This is a genomic window from Leuconostoc sp. S50 (assembly GCF_016624925.1).
Classification (GTDB): Bacteria; Bacillota; Bacilli; order Lactobacillales; family Lactobacillaceae; genus Leuconostoc; species Leuconostoc pseudomesenteroides.
In genome coordinates, this window is record NZ_JACVUE010000006.1 from 26602 (window position 1) to 44177 (window position 17576).

Below are 17576 nucleotides of genomic sequence, written 5' to 3' on the forward strand. Positions count from 1 at the left end.
TCTTTATTCACCTGCTTGCTCATTAGCTTGTTTGATATCAGATGTGGTTTGTTTTTCTGCTTTGCTGAGTTCTGAATCAACATCCTTACCATTAATCACATTTTCCATTGCGTTTTGGGTGTTAACACGCTCCTTTGGCATAGCAGTGATCAATGCGCCTTTACTTGCTGCATTAATTTTTGTAGCTTTCAATTGGTTGACTGGTGCCGCTAAAATAGGTGTCTCTTTGAAGGCATCTTTCAATTGTTTTGTGTCATATGATTTAGTGTTAACCGCAAAGTAACCAGTGTCGATAGACCATTGTGCCTGTTCTTTAGCTGATGTCGCAAACTTCAAAAATTCAAAAGCACCTTTCTGAACCTTAGTAGATTTTCCTTTTGACATCCAGATACTTGCTCCACCAATTACAACACCATTAGCTTTTGTACCTTCTGGTCTTGGTAAATAGGTCACACCAACATTGAACTTAGCATCTTTTTTGATGTTGCCAAGAGATGCTGATGAATTCATAAACATATCAATTTGCCCAGATGTAAAGGCTGATAACTCAGTATCACCTGCGTTTGCACCTGTACCGTAATCAACTAATGTACCAGCACTTGCATTAGTCTTGATCCAGTTCATAATATTTTTTCCGGCTTTATTATTGAAAGTTGCTTTAGTAGCGGTCTTTTTACGACCGTTGCCATTATTAACAAGTGTCTGGTTTTGATTGGCTAGTAATTCTTCAAAAGTCCACCCATAAGGTAGAATAGACAACTTCGCACTACCGGTCTTCTCTTTCAACTTTTTGGCCGCAGCAGTGACTTGTTCATACGTCGGACTAGTTGGTAGATCATCAATTCCAGCTGCCTTGAAGGCATCTTTGTTGTAATACAATACTGGCGCACTTGAATTAAAAGGCATTGAATATAACTTACCATTGATAGTATAGTAGTTCAAAATATTTTTTCTAAGATTTTTTGTACTATATTTATATTTTTTAATGAGCGTCTGCATTGGCTCAATCATGCCCGAAGTAGAGAGTTGTTTCGTAGAAATTTCGTTCGATTGAAACAAATCAGGTGCTTTACTGGTACCACCCACGGATAAAAACTTTGGAAGGGCTTCAACATATTGCCCCTGAAATTCTGGTGTCACCTTGTATTTTGTCTGTGAAGCGTTAAAATCATTCACAATGCGCTCAATGGCTTGTTGATTCTGACCCGTCATAGAATGCCAAAAGACAATATTTTGACGTTTTGAATCAGCAGCATGCACCTGAACCATTGGAACAACAGCACTCAAACCAATTGTGGTCAACGCAACGTATTTGGCTACATTTTTAAACATTATTTTTCTCCTATTCTCATTCTCGTTCAACTAAAACCTAAAACAAACTTTATTTGATAACACCATTTGTCAAACCTTTTTTAAAGTATTTTTGCCCTAAAAAGATGATTAACAATGTTGGAATAACAGACACTATTGTTGCTGCCATAATTAATCCCCAATTGCTGGCGGTATCTTGTGATCGCAATTGTCTTAATCCAATTTGCACAGTTCTCACATTATCATTAGTTGTGGCGATCAATGGCCACAAATACATATTCCAATTAGTCAAAAAACTATATAAAGCAAAAGTAATAATGCTAACTTTTGTATAAGGCATGACTACCCGTGTTGCAAATTGAAAATGGCTCAGCCCCTCAATGTCACTTAATTGCTTTAATGCTGTTGGAATTTGTTCAAAGCTCGTCTTCATCATAAAGGTACCAAAAGCTGACGCTAAGAAGGGTAATCCTATTGCAGCGTAAGTATTTAACAAATTCAAATCACGCATTGTTGCAAAATTAGGAATAATTTGAGCCTCAAACGGCAACATCATTGTACTTAAGAATAAAATAAATGCCGCCTTTTTGAATCTAAATTCCAAAAATACAAACGCATACGCAGCCATGATTGATAATATAACTTGACCAATCATAACCGAACCTGAAATGATAAAACTATGCCATAGAAACTTTGTCATCGATGTGCTTGTAAACACTTTGACATAGTTCGCAAATTCTAAGTGATCAGGTAACAAATGTCCTTGTGCAATTGACTGACTAGATGACAAACTTAGAGAAATACCCACAAATAATGGCAATAATAATAATAGTGTTAGCACAATAAGTGTTGCTAAACGAAAACCCTTTTTAACGTTACTCGTTTGCATAATTTGCTCCTTTTCTGTTTTTCACGTAAAACTGAATCATAGTAAAGAGCATGATAATAATTGTCAAAATAACTGACTGTGCGCTGGCACGACCAACGCTATGATTAACAAACGCGTCTTGATAAATAGCATATACTAACAAGTTAGTATGATAATCAGGACCGCCAGATGTCAAAATATCAACCTGACCAAACGTTTGAAAAGCGTTAATTAAAGTAACTACCGTAACGAAAAAAATAGTTGGGCTGGTTGCCGGAATCGTGATTTTTCGTAATCTCATTAGCCATGATGCACCATCTAAATCAGCTACTTGATACAAATCCTGAGGTATGGCTTGGATTGCACCGAGCAAAATCAGGAATGCAAATCCAAGATTCATCCAAACGGTCGTACCAATAATGGCCACTAATGACCATGTTGGATCAGATAAAAAATTGATTTGTGGTAAGTGTAAAAATGTCAATATTTTACTGAACATACCAATTTGTGGGTTAAACATAAATAACCAAAGTATTGATGCTACTGTTACCGAAACACCCATAGTTGACGAAAACATTGTTCTAAACACAGCGATACCCATAATTTTTTGACTTGCACTCATTGCCATCAAATATGCCAGCACTAGCGTCAATAGTGTTGAAAAGAAGACAAAAATAAGTGTAATCGTAAAGGACGTCATAAAACTATCAGATGTAAACAAATTTGAAAAATTTTTAAATCCAATAAATTTAATTGGATTACCCATTAAATCTGTTAATTGTGTACTTAAGAAAAATGTTTTTAACATTGGATAGAAAACAAAAATACCCAGAATGATAAATGATGGCAGTAACAATAACCAGCCTAATACTAATTGGTTACGAAATTTCAAATTGCTTGTTTTTTTCATAATATATTAATCCAACTTTGTAAAACGAAATATCTAAATTACTGCCGATACTGATTTTCCAGTATTAAGCAGTTGACCACTCGGCGTGAATAGTAGTGCTCTATCTATCAAAACATTGAAAGACACTACATCCCCCAAAGTCAAGTCCAGTTGTTCGCTAACTTTGATTCTCACGGATTGATTTTGCCCAATGTTTACTTCAATGTTGGTCCCATCACCTAACGGTTCTATATGAGTCAGCTCTCCTCGCAAAGCACCATTTTCACTGATGACAATATTTTCAGGCCGAACGCCCAATATATATTGACCCTCATCAATATCAACATTGGTTGGCATCTCAAACTGGTCGTTTAAGTGAAAGCTATTTTGTCTCATTTTCACGTCTAATAAATTAATGGAGGGCGATCCGAAAAAATCAGCAACAAAAGTATTAGCTGGCGCATTATAAAGTTCTAACGGCGAACCAATTTGTTCGATTTTACCTTTGTTCAGAACCATTACTTGATCGCCCATTGTCATTGCTTCAGTTTGATCGTGTGTGACATAAATAACAGTGATACCCAGTTGTTGCTGTAAAGCCCTTATTTCTTTTCTCATCTCTGCGCGAAGTTTTGCATCCAAATTTGACAATGGTTCATCCATTAAAATAATTTGTGCATCTGAAACCAGTGCACGAGCTAAAGAAACACGCTGCCGTTGGCCACCGGATAAGTTGCCCGGTTTTTTATTTTTATATTCTTCTAAATGAACTAGATTTAAAACATCATTTAATTTTTGTTGTTGAATATCTTTTGCAGTATGTCTAGCCGCCAAGCCAAAGACAATATTCTCAGCCACCGTAAGATTAGGCATTAACGCATAGTTTTGAAAAACCATTGATAAATTACGGTCTTTTGGCGGTAACTGAGTGACATCTTTTTCATTAATCACAACAGCACCATCGTTTATCGGAATAAACCCTGCAATAGCATTCAAAATAGTGCTTTTCCCCGAACCCGATGCGCCCACCAGTATGTAAAACTGTCCATTTTCGATTGTTGCATTAATATCAGTTAAAACTTCTTCGCCGTTATCGTACTTCTTTTTCAAATGTCTCAATTCAATCGTCATGTATAGCTGTACTCTTTCAAATGCCATCGATGTCATTATTATTATTGTTGTTAACAAAATTATTGTAACAATCTGATGTAAACTCGTCATAACAATGACGTAAAGATTAAAAAAAGCATTATATGAGCGATAATCACCGTCATATAGCACTTTTTTTATCTATACATCAATCTATTAATTAAAAATAATGAATTCATCTTGACACTTTTTACAGTAACAATATATAAAACGTAATAATTCTCCTTAAAAAGTTTGGTTTCGATTTCTACTTTCTTAACATAGCCGCAACGTTTGTCTCTATGCATTGAAAATCTAATCGTTGATATAAATTAAATGCTGCAGCAGCTTTTTGATTTTGAACCAGTGAGAGACGTTTGACGTGCCTAGCAACCAAATCGTTAAAAATGGCTGTTACTAGTTGCTTAGCTCCACCCTGCCGTAAATATTTAGTCTGTGTACCGATAAAATCTAGATGTGCCGTCTCACCACTCTGATTAATATCGATAATCGCGTAACTGACAATGTCATTTTGTTCATGCAGAACACATACAAAATGGTACGGTGACAGGTTTTTCAATAACGTATCCATCCCTCTCTGGGGATGATGAAAGACACAATTATGAATATCATTCAACTCATTTGCAACATCAGAATTGATTGTCTCTTGATAAAAAGAGACATTTCCAGAAACCACATTTTGCGGTAGATCTATAAGTGATTTGCACCATAAATTTTCTGTCGTAAAATCAGCTCGCCGCAATTTGAGCTGTTCGAATAACCAAGTATCAGTTGGCTTGAAGAAAAAATTGGGCTGTGCAGACGCAACTTTGTTTTCTAAATAACAATCAAACAAATGTTGACGAACCGAATCATCGTACGGCAACGTCAGTGGTCCCCATACCTCGTCAATTAAATTGTCACCGCTACGGTACCTATCGACAATTAATGCGCCAACTATATCCCCATTCTGATTTAATTTGAGGCATGAGTTATCAATATCAATCGTTTTCAGATCTTGCGTAATCTCTTGCGCTTCATCAGCAATCATGACGCACGTTTGTCTCTGATCAAGGTTAGCCGCCATTAAAAACTGACTCAATTTAGAATAGTTGACATCACTTAACACGCTGTTTCTCCTAATTTATAACCCAGTCTGAAACGCCACAAAACTGATTTGTTCTCAATTGCTAAAGGGTTGCACTTACCGTGCCAATTCACCTCATAAAAATAGTGCAATCAAAGCAAGAAATGCGGGTAATCCTTGCATCACAATAATTTTTCTTGCTGCTGTCAAACTACCATAGATGGCAGCCAGTAGCACAAATACCATTTCTAATTTTAACATCAGTAGTTGTTGTGGCCCAGTCAAAAGCAATAATGTGGCAATAATTAATGCGCCAAACAAACCATTGTATATACCTTGATTAGCTAGTAATGTTTTAACTTCTGGTATTTTGACAAACGACTCATCTAGTTCAAAGGCATTCGCTTGCTGTTGTGCTGACCCAAACATTTCTAGCAACATAATGCCGATTGCCTCAATACTGACAAGCACTACTAAAATATATCCAATCATAATTTTCTCCTCTGTTCAATATAAAACATCATCACTAGCCATCTCAATCATCCCTATGATTTCGCGTTGCAATCATTTTCTGAAGGGTTTCGTTTAATGCTTGGTTTTCCTTAATCATTGCAGTCACAGATCTTGTGCTATTAGCAATCAATTCATCTCGAATAACAGCAACATCGGATAAGATTTCTTCAAAAATATCTTTTTTTGAATCTGCTATCTTTAAAGATTTCACTCGCCGATCCAACTCACTAGGTATTTTGATTAACCATTCTTTTTGGACTAATCTATCAATAACTGGTGTTAGCGTATTACTCGATAACTCTAATTTATTACCAATGTCCATCAACTTAGCCGATCCATTTTTGTAGATGATCAGCAATGACATATACTGCAAATAGGATAAGTCATATTCTGCTAAAACATCCCCGTAAAGCCGATGAAAATAGCGATTCGTATTATATATCGACAAACATAATTCATCATACAATTCGTTTTGATCAACCATACCAGAAATCCTCTTCAACTATTATATCGTGCACGATATAAATTCGCAATTAAATTTTGCTCCTTTTACAACTTGGCGTTGCAGTTATTAAAATTGATTTAATCTGGCTATTGTTTACTTATAGTAAGTAAACAGTAAAAGGAGTTATTATGGCAACGATATTTCAACATGGTACGTTAGAACTCATTATGAACGGTCTTTATGATGGTACCACCTCTTTGGCCACTATTTTAGATAACGGCGATTTTGGTATCGGCACTTTGGACCGCCTAAATGGCGAGCTGACAATAATGAATGGCAAAGTATACCAAACTAATGCCGGTGGCATCACACAAGAAATTCGAAAACTGGAGCTCACAACACCGTTCTCATCATCTCATTTTGAAGCAAGTAACAATCGTTTTGTTCAGGAACCAAAGCTGTCTTTCTCCGGACTTGAAACATTAAACCACTATGTCTCCCAAAATGTACCAAACAGCCTGCGATTAAACGGTTTCTTTAAATCATTAAAGGTCAGAGTAGCGCCAAAACAAGCAAAGCCTTATCCAGATTTCCTATCAGTAAGTGCCGAGCAGCCTACTTTCGAATATCAAAACGTTGAAGGCACCTTAATTGGCGATTTTGGTCCAGACATATATACAGGTGTCATGGCAAATGGATGGCATTTACATTTTTTGAGTAACGACTTCACCATAGGCGGTCATGTATTAGACTTCTCTGCTGAGCATTTGAGTGGTACCGTTGATACTTTTGATACAGTTAAAGTATCCATGCCGATTCACAATGATTCGTTTATGTCTCACAAGTCAAATATTTCCGACATTCGACAAGCAATTGCAAAGGCTGAGGGCGAATAAAAAACCTTGCACTTTACAGCAACAAGGTTTTCCAAAATTTTCCTGCTATGCGTCAGTTAAATTATTTTTTCAAATCCGAATAATTGTAAAATCACAATTATCTCACGACTTTGCATAGGCTATAAAAACATTTTGATATGAAATCTACGACAATTTAACAACTATTTTACCGGTTACTTGAGATGCTTTCAAAGCGCTTAACCCATCAACCAAATTGTCAAATGATATTATTTTTCCAATCATAGGGTCAAGCTCGTTATTCGCTATCATTTGAACAAGTTCTTGGGCCATCATAGCTAAATCCGCTTTTTCAGACAACGTATGAAATCTGTGAGCGCCACCCAAATTCAACGCAGAAATAGTTAAGCCTTTCTCCGCAAGATCCAGCATATTAACATTAAAAGGCGAATTTGTTAAAGAAATAACCTGACCATTATAAGCTAACCGATTAAGAATATCTTGCATAATTTCTTCATTAGAAATTGAATTAATACTAATATCAACCCCTTGACCATTTGTTAATTTTAAGACGTGCTCAGTCACGTTTTCAGTTTGATAGTCAATAATATGGTCTGCACCAGCCATTTTAACGAATTCAATTTTTTTGCTTGAAACCGTTGTTATCACTGTTAAGCCTAGTCTCTTGGCCAATTGAATAGCCACAGAACCCACGCCGCCCGCACCACCGTGGATTAAGATGGTGCTTTTACCCGTTAAATTTGCTTTTCTATATAGGGCTTGAAACGCAGACATACCACCACATAAAATACTTGCAGCTTGTTCAAAAGTTACTGTTTCAGGTATTAAAGCAAGTGAATAATCATGCATTAATACATATTCACCGAAAGTGCCATTCTCTTCAAGGTTCGCATGACCACAAACTCTGTCACCTACACGAAGGCTAGTTTTAGCATTTTTGCCACATGCCACAATTATCCCAGCTACATCTACACCTAATACATGAGGATAATGCCAGTTTTGATTGCCATCATCTGCTAGTTTGTAATCGACGGGATTTAATCCTACTGCTTCAGTTTGAACTAATACCAAGTCATCTGTTGCATTAGGAGTTGGGATGTCCATCAATTTCAAATTATCCGCGCCTAAATTTTGTGGCCCAGAAATAATATATGCTTTCACTTAGATATCTCCTCTATCATCAAATTTTTTTAATGCTTATGCCTAAAAATTTAACTATTTTTTCAAAAATACTCGATTAAACCGATTGTTTTTCAGTCTGTCTAATCTTACGTTCTTCCGCAAACGCCACAAAAATGAGTAAAATAACTGCAATGATAAGAGCAGCATACATGACAACAAAAGTTGAGGACCAACCATGCAATACTGTGCCAAATATCTTTAAGCCATTTGATTTTGGGTCGGCAATATATCCTAATCCTACCTTTGCCAAGGAATCCCCAAACAGATAAGCAAAAGTACCGGTCAAACCATTTGCCACAGATAAAGCCTGTTTTGGCACAAATCCGACAACCGAAACGCCGATTAAAAGTTGCGGACCAAAAACCAGCCATCCCATCACAAACAGGGCCACAAATAGTGCTGTCTCATTGTGAGCCACAGTATAAATATGAAGCACAAAAAACTGAAGAAATACAGAAAATAGTGCCACAACAATACGACGTCCTTTAAGTAGATCTGATATCCAGCCCCAAGATAATGACCCCACTAGTGCACCCATTTCAAAGTAGAAAATAGTCGATACTGCTGCGGTGTTGCTCAAATGTAAAGCTTGTACAGCATATAAGGGTGCCCAATTATCAATACCAATGCGGACAATATACACAAAAACATTGGCGATTGCTAACAACCAGACCCACGGATTTTTCAAAACAAATTCTTTCAATATTTGTTTTTTAGTCATCGTGGCTGCTTGTTGATTTTGAAGTGATTCAGGTTCATTGAATATAATTGGTGCTGAATCCCATCCAAGTTCCTCAGGTTCATCTTGACCCACAAACATGCCAACAATACCAATTATTAATACAATAAAGGCGGGAAAAATGAACATCCCAGCGACATTACCATGAAACAAATGATTGGCACCCCACAAAGCTAGTATGCCTGCCAGCCCACCACCAATATTGTGAGATGTATTCCAAAATCCTAGCCATCTACCACGTTTCGTTTCTGGTGTCCAACGTGAAATTGTAGAATAAGAAGCTGGCCCACCAGGCGATTGGAACAAACCATTTAATCCCCATAAGGCAATCAACACACCAGTCATGGCGTTATTAGTTAGCAATACAATACCAAATAAAAGTGATAAAAATGCTGAGATTGTTAGAAAAAACGAAATCATGCGCTTAGCGTTGTGCCCATCCACAAACGTTGACATCAAGGTCTTTCCAATCCCATAGGTAATTGAAAATGCCAGACCAATCACCCCCATTTGAGTTGTCGTGATCGTACCATTTTCAACGAGCAATGGTGTGGCAGCTTTAATATTGTTTCTAACCAAATACATACCAAAATACACAAAAAAAACGACAGCAAAAGATTTGATAAATTGCTTAAACCAAAGCTTCCGTTCCTCGTTGACAGAAATATTTATTTTATTTGGATGGTGCAACGCAAAAAATTGATTTAACATTTCATACTCCCCTAATTCTTTTTCTGAAGGGATTGCAGCAGAGCCTTCACCTGCTTTGTATGTAAACGTTTACATTGTTATTATACACGTTTATGGTTAATTTGTGTTTATTTTATGTTTATAAACGATATTAACAAAACAGTATGCCGGATAATCACTTTGCAGCAATTCACCGTATTAGGCAGAATGGTCTTGGATTTCACCTTGATTTTTACTAATCAAAAGTCACTCATTTTGTAGTCAATTTTGATATCATCTTTTTTGACATTCGATAATTTTACAATTACGGTGAAACGAGTTTACGTTTAGGCAAATGTCAACCTATATTCCACATGTTTAAAATTTGTAATTCGACCATATTTTACTGTTATGGTGATTATTTAGCTTAATAGAAAAAAATCTTTCAAAAGTAAATACAGTGAAAGATTTTTTTAACTCAATAAGAACATCCAAAAAAGGAAAATAATTTATATAACCTAAAGTACTGCCATGTTTTCAACTATTGGTTACAACATATTTATAAAACAAAGTCTTGCTCGCTAAAATAAAGCCAACTCTATTTGAGTCAACGGTCCAATGTTCCCCAAGTTTGAGTAGCAAACACTTTTTTGACAAGAAACAAATTAGATCTTATTTAGAGTGTCAAAGTGAATTTTTTAGCTGTTTCAAGTACTTCCAATACAGCTTGCGTATGATTAAGCATCTCTGACATCAGGACATAATCATCTTCACGAATACTTTTTTCAAACGTTTCAAACTCATAGTACATACGATGTTTGGCTGTGTGTAATGTCTCGGTCTGGCTTTCAGAACCCACTAATGAAATATCAGCGAGCTCATTAGATGGACTCTCAATTTTAATATACCCTTGCTCACCTTCAATTACGCTGTTAGATTGTTGGATTGAAACAACATCCTTGCCAGCAAACGCAGAACCAATGGCTTCATGATATTTGAGTGTTAGAATACCAGAAGTATCAACCCCTTTTGCCATATTAGGTAAATAGCGTATCGCTTCTGGCTTTCCAAAGAGACCAACTAACACATGAATATTATAGATATTTAAATCTTGTAATGCGCCCCCGCCACGATTCGGATCAAACGCTGGTAAGATTTCCCCTTGCTTAAAAGCATCGTAACGAGATGAATACTGAGAATAATTCAAAAAACTAAAATGGATCGGTGCTATTTTTGAAATCCAACTCTTGAGCATGTTAAAGTTTGGTGAATACTGATTACTAATCGCTTCATACAAATGGCGATGCTTAACTAAAGCAAGTGCTTTTAAAGTTTCAAATTGATCTAGTGTTTGCACAAAAGGTTTTTCAACGATAACATGTTTTCCAGCCTCTAATCCCCTTTTGGCATATTCAAAATGTAAATCATTTGGCAATGCAATATAAAGCGTATCAATATTCTCATTTTCTAGTAACTGATCATAGTCGGTGAAAACACGATCAATATGATTCGCCAGCTGCATACGCTTCAATTTATCTAGACTTTTTTCTCTACCGTAAATCGCAGTTAAGTGAATTGCGGGTAGATCACCGATAAATTGAAATAAATCATCCACAATTTTACCTGACCCAATAATTGCTAAATTCATAGAAACCACCTTTCTCTGCTTTCAGACTCATCCCAAAATGAAATGGCTATTCATTAAAATACTGCAAAATGCCAACTATTTTCTGGGAGTATTTTTTTAAATATATCTAATCGTTAACCCAAAGTCAATCAAACTGTTTTTAGAGCGCCTTTACAAGCTAAATCTTGCATACTTGAGGTATAGCCATTATAATTTCATATAGATACTTTTAGTGACCTAAGGTATTATAAATACCGAAAATTGATGATAAGGTGATACGATGTCAAAAAAATTACTCGAAGAAAACGGCATTTGCCCGGTAGCAACCACGATTGACTTATTAAGTAGCAAATGGAAAGTTCTAATCATTCGCGATTTACTACCTGGTACAAAACGCTTTACGCAATTAAAAACAAGTGTAGCTGGCATCAGTCAAAAAATGTTAACTCAAAGTTTGCGCGAAATGGAGCATGATGGATTAGTTGTTCGACAAATTTTTCCTGTCGTACCGCTTAAAGTCGAATATAGTTTATCAAAACTTGGTCGGAGCATGGAACCAGTCATTAATTCGATGGCAGAATGGGGAAATTTTTATCTTGATCAAAATCCAGATAAACGCAAAGAACTACCTAAATAAAACACTAATTAATCAAAATATTTTGAGATAAACAGAACCCGATAGCATTGAATGTCAAGCTATCGGGTTCTGTTTATTTGACTAGTTGTTTCACTTGATAGTCGCAAAACCACCAGTCCAACCAATTTGCTCATTAGCTGCAAGTGTCATTTGTAAAAATCCAGTTGCTTCAAGTTCACGGGCACGCTTTAAGGCCCCAGCATCTCTTACTTGAAGAGAAGAGCCAGTTAGCGCAGTAATCAAAACCTGTTTGGCAGCACTATCTCCAGCTACTAAAACAGTCGTAGCTTCGTTACCTATTTTGCCTGTTGCTAATGTACTAGCAAAATTAGTATTAAACGCTTTCAATACAGTACTTTCGGGTAAAAGAGCCTGCAATTGTTCAGCCGCAGAACTGTCAGCCGGCACGACTAATCCATCCCATGTTTCAAAATTCAGAGGATTTGAAATATCGACTACAACTTTACCTTTCAGTTCTTTTTGATATTTTTCAGCAATCGTTGCCAAAGCAGGATATGGCACTGCCAAAATAACCAGTTCACCCAAATCACTTGTTTCTGAACTTGAGTCTAAAAGTGTGATTTGATGATCGCCATTGGCTAAATTTTTAGCAATGGCCTGTCCCATATTACCTTTTCCAAAAATCGTAATATCCATGATACATACCTCTCTTTTATTTAATTTATCTTACATCGATAACTATAATCTAGTTTGGCACTAAATGGAAGTAGGCAGTTAAAAGTGTTTTAGTATATTTAAGTAACTATATGTAATTACTTATATTATCACTCAAAGTATGATTGACTTTAACCTTTTAAGAGCATTCGTCAAGTCATTTATTTCTTCAACAGCAGACAACGAAACCCTTAAAAATGAATTGTCTGGTCGTGGCCCTACCAAAAAACGATCGGAATGGAATATTCTGATGCCATTATCTAAACATAATTTTTCAAGCTCATCACCGCGCTGTTTACTTTTTAAGTGTAATGGTCGGAAAAAACTTGTGGCATTGTACGCATTAACTTGTTGTTCAAATACACGATCAAATATTTGATTTGCGACCAATAGTTTATTTATTTTACGATGCATAATTTTATTTGCTGTGCCATTTTCTAATGCCTCTGCAACAATTGCCGCATCCAGTGCAGAAATTTTAACAGTACTGTTAAACATTGCTAATTCAATCTGCAATTTGTATCGATCGGGCACACGCATAAATGCTACCCGAAGTCCAGAAGCCAACGGCTTCGACATGCTGCATATATATACACTGTTTTCCGGAACTAATTCACTTAATTTAATCACAGGTACTTCACGAAATAAATTTAGAAAGTTGGCATAGTCATCTTCGATGAAAGTCAAATCATAGTGTTTAATAATCGTAGCAATTTCTTTACGACGTGACAAAGTAATTATCTCTGTTGTGGGATTGTTACAATCAGGCATTAAATAAATACCTTTAATCACATCGTTTTGGCAAGCTTTTAATATTAAGTCAGATCGAATGCCATCATTGTCCGAAGGAATCGGAATTAACTTGACTCCTCGTAATCTGCATAGCTCAATGAAGTTAACATATGTGAATTGGTCAACTATTATCTTATCTCCTGGATTAAAAAGACCCAGTAAAGTTATTGTCAGCGCATTTTGGCCACCGGAAGCAATCAATGTGTTCTGCTGATTAACGTTCATACCTATCTCACGTAAATACCGCGTTGCGATCTTTTTGTGTCGCGGCATACCGGTTGGATGCTCATAATTTAATAGCTCGGCAAATTTTTTCTGCTTTGCGATGTTAATAATCGTGGATTGGAGGGCGCCATTTTCCGACTCAAAGGAGGAGACAAAACCCAGCTCTTGAATATTTTTGTTGTCTTGATGTGTAATTGTTAGATCAGTTTTGACGTTTGGAGAAACGTAAGTGCCTTTACCAACAACCCCATAGGTCAACCCCTCGGCCTGACTTAGTTTATAGGCCCTCGTTATAGTTGTAAAACCTACATCCAAGTAGTCCGCAAGTTCTCTTTGTGGGGGTAGTTTTGTGCCTGGTAAAAGTAGACCATTATTAATATCTGCCCGCATCTGTCTTGCCAGACCCTGATAGTAAGGTCTTGTTAACGTTGCTTTAACCGGTTTCCAACTTAAAGGATAATTAGAAAAAAGATTAATTGACATCATTGTCCTCTCAAAAAAACATTGTAATGAATACAATTATATCAATAAATGTATTCAAATAAATGATAAAATCATCTTACTATCATTGAAAAGAGATTTTTATGTCTAGACACGAAGTATTTCATTTTGCACTGAAAAAAACAATTCCCATTATGACTGGTTTCATATTTTTAGGAATTGCTTATGGCTTATATATGCACCAGCAAGGATTCAACGTTATTTATCCAACTGTCATGGCAATGACAATTTTTGGCGGTTCAGTTGAATTCATCATTGCCAATCTGTTACGCGAACCATTCAATCCGTGGCCAGTGTTTTGGCTAACACTAATTGTAAACTCGCGGCACCTATTCTACGGTATTTCAATGCTGGAAAAATATCGAAATGCGGGTCGTCAGAAAAAGGTATTAATTTTCGGATTATGCGACGAAACATTTTCAATTAATTATGCTATCAAATTACCAAGCAATGTCAATGCGATCACATTCTATTTTGATGTCACTTTATTAAACTATTTTTACTGGGTTTTAGGTGCCTTTCTTGGTGGTCTGCTTGGACAACTTGTGGTCGTGAAATTAGAAGAATTATCCTTTGTGCTCACAGCATTGTTTTTAGTTTTGTTTGTGGATCAATTGCAACGTGAACAAAGCCATTTCAGCTCAATTAGCGGCATTATTACTGCGCTCACAGCGTTACTAATATTTGGTCACAACTTATTTTTGCCAATTAGTATGCTGTTAGTTGTTTTCATTTTTAGCATCAGAGAGCATTTTTGGAGTAAGTAAATGACAATTTTAGAACAAATTATAACTATTGGTATCGCCGCGGTCGTCACCATGCTAACACGATTTCTGCCATTCTGGCTTTATCCTAATGATCAAAAAACACCCAAATATATTCATCTGTTAGGTAATTTTTTACCCCCAGCAATTTTAGGGATACTAGTCATTTATTGCTATAGCGACACCTTGACTTCAGTTAATCTAGCAACTTATTTGAGTGTGATTGCTGGAATAATTACAGTTTTCTTACAGTTATGGCGAAAAAATATGTTGCTATCCATTTTTGGCGGCACATTTTGCTATATAATTTTGTTGGCATTGTTTTAATTTTACAACAGACTAGATCAGGGACGACTTTCGCTGTTATCCCTTCGTTTGGCTAATAATCAAGATGATTAACATTTTAAAAACAAAATTCAAATAAAAACTAAACAATTAGTCCTTATAGTATGAATCATCATCAACACAAGTCGTGCTGATGCAGCGCAAATACCACTGATGACACTATTAAGGAGACTAATTATGTTAACTTTAGAAACGGCCACACCAACCTATCAAGACATTTTTGAATCAAAAAATGGTCAAACTTACCTAGAATTACTACCAACAATCGCAAAAATCACCTCTGGACAATCTTTTCTGTACCGACAAAATGGAACTGCCAGTATGGTTATTGATATACGGCTCACGGAAATGATTGATCCAACAATTTTACAGTCGGCACTGAATTTATCACTTCAGCGCTATCCCTACCTCACAAGTAAATTAGTCGAAAAAAATGCCAACTATTTTTTAAGTTATAATGAAAAACCAATCATCATAAGCGAAACTGCTGAATTACGCTCCTTAGGTAGTTTGGTTGTCAACGAACACTTGATTGATGTCACTTACTCAAAAAATACATTGTTTGTTGCTTATCATCATGCCATAGCTGATGGCAGAGGTATTATGCCATTTGTCAACACCTTGTTATACTACTATTTTGGTACGAAAACACAGGTTTGGCCAAAAGTCGATGGTGTTAACTTAATCAGTGATACTATGAAACCAAATGAAATGTCTGAACCGTTTGAAAATCTTAAAAAAGAAATGACAAATCGCCAAGACACACCTAATTTGCAACATGACGGTTATCAATTATTAGAAACACACAATTCGAAAGATTCAGCCACCAGTTATCGTTACGAAATCGTAATTGACCAAGCAAGTTTCATGAAATTTGCTAAAGCTCATAACGCTAGTCCGGCAATTGCTGTTGCAATCATGATTGCCCAAGCCATTCAAAAATCCTACCCTAACTTTAATCTACCGATTATTGCTCATATGGCTAGTGATTTGAGATTAGGCACTACAAATCAGAACACTTTCAGAAACTGTGTCGGCAGTATTGTCTTACCAATCAACCAATCAATCGAATCAGATGCACAATTTGCAGATGTAGCCACAACATTTAGACAAATTATCAAAGAGAGTAAGCAGCCAGAGGCACTACGTAGTAGCATTATGCAAATGATTAATTTGTTTGATAAGTTGGATTCGCTACCTACGCTCAAAGACAAGCAACAAATGTTAGCTTTTTTTGACAACTTACTCTTAAATACATTTATCATAAGCTATTCAGGACAGACAAAATTGGGTCCCTTTGAACGCTACATCAAAGAAATGCATACGTACATGAGCGGCACAGCTGGTCTATCAATCGAAATGTTAGCTGTAAATGGTGAAATATCAATTGACATGTTGCAAAGTTTTGAAAGTGATGTTTATGCCAATACATTTACTCAGATATTATCTGATCATGCTATTGCGTATCATATTAATCAGCCTACAGTTTTCACAACACCAAAAGATAATATTTAAGTATACATTTTTATCATTAAGACAATCAAAAACACGCGTTGAAACAAAACAACGCGCGTTTTTATTTAAATGTTTTTATTTTAAAACAAACGTGTCAAATAATTTTTGAGCTTCGGGATGCTTCATTAATAGCATTTCAGGATGCCATTGAACAGCATAAATGCGACGTGATTCATCTGAAAAAGCTTCAACAACATTATCGGTACTAACTGCATCAAGTTGTAAACCGTCACCTAATTTTTTGACAGCCTGATGGTGAAATGAGTTAACAAGTGATTGATCATCTAAAAAGTTTTGCAACCAACTCACACGTTTCAAGATTAAACGGTGTGTCGGCGTGTACCACTTGGTAGGATATTGATTGTGTCTAACGTTCAAGCCTTGATATTGGCTGTTTAAATCCTGATAAAGCGTACCACCAAGCGCGACATTGACAATTTGTAATCCACGGCATATCCCTAAAATTGGTTTTTCTTGTTTGATTGCTTCCAAAACCAAGGCCACTTCAAAGGCATCACGATCGCTATCAGTTTCGTGAAGATTGATTTGAGGATCCTCACCAAAATATAAAGGTGATACATCTTGCCCGCCCGCTAAAACTAAAGCATCCACACTATCAATATAATTTTTAGCTAACTTTGGGTTCCCAATTGGTAAAACAATTGGAAGTGCATTAGCATTTGTGATGCCATCAATATAATTTTTTTGAATGTAATCAACATAGTTAGTGCCAAAAGGCGAATTAGGATGAAGAAGATTATTACTTGGGATGCCAATTTTTTTCATGGT

18 protein-coding genes are annotated in these 17576 nt (G+C 36.1%); 5 read left to right on the plus strand and 13 right to left on the minus strand.

Annotation, left to right across the window (positions count from 1 at the left end):
* Positions 1–3: 3 nt before the first annotated feature.
* The 7 genes from IAE53_RS06350 to IAE53_RS06380 form a co-directional block, all read right to left on the minus strand.
* On the minus strand, positions 4–1332 hold the full coding sequence (locus IAE53_RS06350) for an ABC transporter substrate-binding protein (protein ID WP_114667584.1): 1329 nt from the start codon (positions 1330–1332) through the stop codon (positions 4–6).
* Between the two features lie 49 nt (positions 1333–1381).
* A complete protein-coding gene (locus IAE53_RS06355; protein WP_147651489.1) occupies positions 1382–2200 on the minus strand; it encodes a carbohydrate ABC transporter permease in 819 nt (272 codons plus the stop codon).
* A complete protein-coding gene (locus IAE53_RS06360) occupies positions 2187–3089 on the minus strand; it encodes a carbohydrate ABC transporter permease (RefSeq protein WP_147651487.1) in 903 nt (300 codons plus the stop codon). The genes IAE53_RS06355 and IAE53_RS06360 overlap by 14 nt, the downstream gene beginning before the upstream one ends.
* Before the next feature lie 33 nt (positions 3090–3122).
* The gene (locus IAE53_RS06365; protein ID WP_228928844.1) at positions 3123–4226 is read right to left on the minus strand and encodes an ABC transporter ATP-binding protein; all 1104 of its coding nucleotides are present in this window, start codon (positions 4224–4226) and stop codon (positions 3123–3125) included.
* 238 nt (positions 4227–4464) lie between these two features.
* Positions 4465–5325: an N-acetyltransferase gene (locus IAE53_RS11625; protein WP_147651485.1), complete on the minus strand. Its 861-nt coding sequence runs from the start codon at positions 5323–5325 to the stop codon at positions 4465–4467.
* Positions 5326–5418: 93 nt separating this feature from the next.
* Positions 5419–5775, minus strand: coding sequence for a DUF1304 domain-containing protein (locus IAE53_RS06375; protein WP_010280298.1), 357 nt, complete (start codon positions 5773–5775; stop codon positions 5419–5421).
* A gap of 43 nt (positions 5776–5818) precedes the next feature.
* Entirely contained in the window at positions 5819–6280 is a 462-nt protein-coding gene (locus IAE53_RS06380; RefSeq protein WP_147651483.1) for a MarR family winged helix-turn-helix transcriptional regulator, read from the minus strand.
* A 149-nt stretch (positions 6281–6429) separates the two neighbouring features.
* Between IAE53_RS06380 and budA the strand changes: the two genes are divergently transcribed.
* Positions 6430–7137, plus strand: a complete 708-nt coding sequence (gene budA, locus IAE53_RS06385) for an acetolactate decarboxylase (protein ID WP_147651481.1) — start codon at positions 6430–6432, stop codon at positions 7135–7137.
* 144 nt (positions 7138–7281) lie between these two features.
* On the opposite strand, the gene IAE53_RS06390 is transcribed toward budA, so the two are convergent.
* From IAE53_RS06390 to IAE53_RS06400, 3 genes are all read right to left on the minus strand, one after another.
* Positions 7282–8277 carry a zinc-binding dehydrogenase gene (locus IAE53_RS06390; RefSeq protein WP_200136103.1) on the minus strand — a complete coding sequence of 332 codons (996 nt, stop codon included), beginning with the start codon at positions 8275–8277 and terminating at the stop codon, positions 7282–7284.
* 76 nt (positions 8278–8353) lie between these two features.
* Complete coding sequence (gene uhpT, locus IAE53_RS06395; RefSeq protein WP_200136104.1) at positions 8354–9748, minus strand: hexose-6-phosphate:phosphate antiporter; 1395 nt, start codon at positions 9746–9748, stop codon at positions 8354–8356.
* Positions 9749–10382: 634 nt separating this feature from the next.
* Positions 10383–11354, minus strand: coding sequence for a Gfo/Idh/MocA family protein (locus IAE53_RS06400; RefSeq protein ID WP_147651476.1), 972 nt, complete (start codon positions 11352–11354; stop codon positions 10383–10385).
* 259 nt (positions 11355–11613) lie between these two features.
* On the opposite strand from IAE53_RS06400, the gene IAE53_RS06405 reads away from it, so the two are divergent.
* Entirely contained in the window at positions 11614–11970 is a 357-nt protein-coding gene (locus IAE53_RS06405; RefSeq protein WP_147651474.1) for a helix-turn-helix domain-containing protein, read from the plus strand.
* 90 nt (positions 11971–12060) lie between these two features.
* Here the strand turns inward: IAE53_RS06405 and IAE53_RS06410 are convergent, their stop codons facing one another.
* Positions 12061–12627 (minus strand): NADPH-dependent F420 reductase, encoded by a 567-nt coding sequence (locus IAE53_RS06410; protein WP_147651472.1) that lies wholly within the window; start codon positions 12625–12627, stop codon positions 12061–12063.
* A gap of 132 nt (positions 12628–12759) precedes the next feature.
* The gene (locus IAE53_RS06415) at positions 12760–14148 is read right to left on the minus strand and encodes a PLP-dependent aminotransferase family protein (RefSeq protein ID WP_200554205.1); all 1389 of its coding nucleotides are present in this window, start codon (positions 14146–14148) and stop codon (positions 12760–12762) included.
* Between the two features lie 98 nt (positions 14149–14246).
* Between IAE53_RS06415 and IAE53_RS06420 the strand changes: the two genes are divergently transcribed.
* The 3 genes from IAE53_RS06420 (at position 14247) to IAE53_RS06430 (ending at position 16787) form a co-directional block, all read left to right on the plus strand.
* A complete protein-coding gene (locus tag IAE53_RS06420; protein ID WP_200136106.1) occupies positions 14247–14930 on the plus strand; it encodes an AzlC family ABC transporter permease in 684 nt (227 codons plus the stop codon).
* Entirely contained in the window at positions 14931–15254 is a 324-nt protein-coding gene (locus tag IAE53_RS06425) for a branched-chain amino acid transporter permease (protein WP_010280319.1), read from the plus strand.
* 195 nt (positions 15255–15449) lie between these two features.
* A complete protein-coding gene (locus IAE53_RS06430) occupies positions 15450–16787 on the plus strand; it encodes a hypothetical protein (RefSeq protein WP_147651467.1) in 1338 nt (445 codons plus the stop codon).
* Between the two features lie 75 nt (positions 16788–16862).
* Here the strand turns inward: IAE53_RS06430 and IAE53_RS06435 are convergent, their stop codons facing one another.
* Positions 16863–17573, minus strand: a complete 711-nt coding sequence (locus IAE53_RS06435; protein WP_147651465.1) for a gamma-glutamyl-gamma-aminobutyrate hydrolase family protein — start codon at positions 17571–17573, stop codon at positions 16863–16865.
* Between the last annotated feature and the right edge of the window lie 3 nt (positions 17574–17576).

Bases quoted from the DNA above. Each gene is read 5' to 3' on its own strand.
- IAE53_RS06400 (WP_147651476.1), bottom strand. From the start codon at position 11,354: ATGAATTTAGCAATTATTGGGTCAGGTAAAATTGTGGATGATTTATTT.
- uhpT (WP_200136104.1), bottom strand. From the start codon at position 9,748: ATGTTAAATCAATTTTTTGCGTTGCACCATCCAAATAAAATAAATATT.
- IAE53_RS06435 (WP_147651465.1), bottom strand. From the start codon at position 17,573: ATGAAAAAAATTGGCATCCCAAGTAATAATCTTCTTCATCCTAATTCG.
- IAE53_RS06355 (WP_147651489.1), bottom strand. From the start codon at position 2,200: ATGCAAACGAGTAACGTTAAAAAGGGTTTTCGTTTAGCAACACTTATT.
- IAE53_RS06350 (WP_114667584.1), bottom strand. From the start codon at position 1,332: ATGTTTAAAAATGTAGCCAAATACGTTGCGTTGACCACAATTGGTTTG.
- IAE53_RS06415 (WP_200554205.1), bottom strand. From the start codon at position 14,148: ATGATGTCAATTAATCTTTTTTCTAATTATCCTTTAAGTTGGAAACCG.
- IAE53_RS06375 (WP_010280298.1), bottom strand. From the start codon at position 5,775: ATGATTGGATATATTTTAGTAGTGCTTGTCAGTATTGAGGCAATCGGC.
- IAE53_RS06410 (WP_147651472.1), bottom strand. From the start codon at position 12,627: ATGGATATTACGATTTTTGGAAAAGGTAATATGGGACAGGCCATTGCT.
- IAE53_RS06430 (WP_147651467.1), top strand. From the start codon at position 15,450: ATGTTAACTTTAGAAACGGCCACACCAACCTATCAAGACATTTTTGAA.
- IAE53_RS06380 (WP_147651483.1), bottom strand. From the start codon at position 6,280: ATGGTTGATCAAAACGAATTGTATGATGAATTATGTTTGTCGATATAT.
- IAE53_RS06360 (WP_147651487.1), bottom strand. From the start codon at position 3,089: ATGAAAAAAACAAGCAATTTGAAATTTCGTAACCAATTAGTATTAGGC.
- IAE53_RS06365 (WP_228928844.1), bottom strand. From the start codon at position 4,226: ATGGCATTTGAAAGAGTACAGCTATACATGACGATTGAATTGAGACAT.
- IAE53_RS06405 (WP_147651474.1), top strand. From the start codon at position 11,614: ATGTCAAAAAAATTACTCGAAGAAAACGGCATTTGCCCGGTAGCAACC.
- IAE53_RS06420 (WP_200136106.1), top strand. From the start codon at position 14,247: ATGTCTAGACACGAAGTATTTCATTTTGCACTGAAAAAAACAATTCCC.
- IAE53_RS06425 (WP_010280319.1), top strand. From the start codon at position 14,931: ATGACAATTTTAGAACAAATTATAACTATTGGTATCGCCGCGGTCGTC.
- budA (WP_147651481.1), top strand. From the start codon at position 6,430: ATGGCAACGATATTTCAACATGGTACGTTAGAACTCATTATGAACGGT.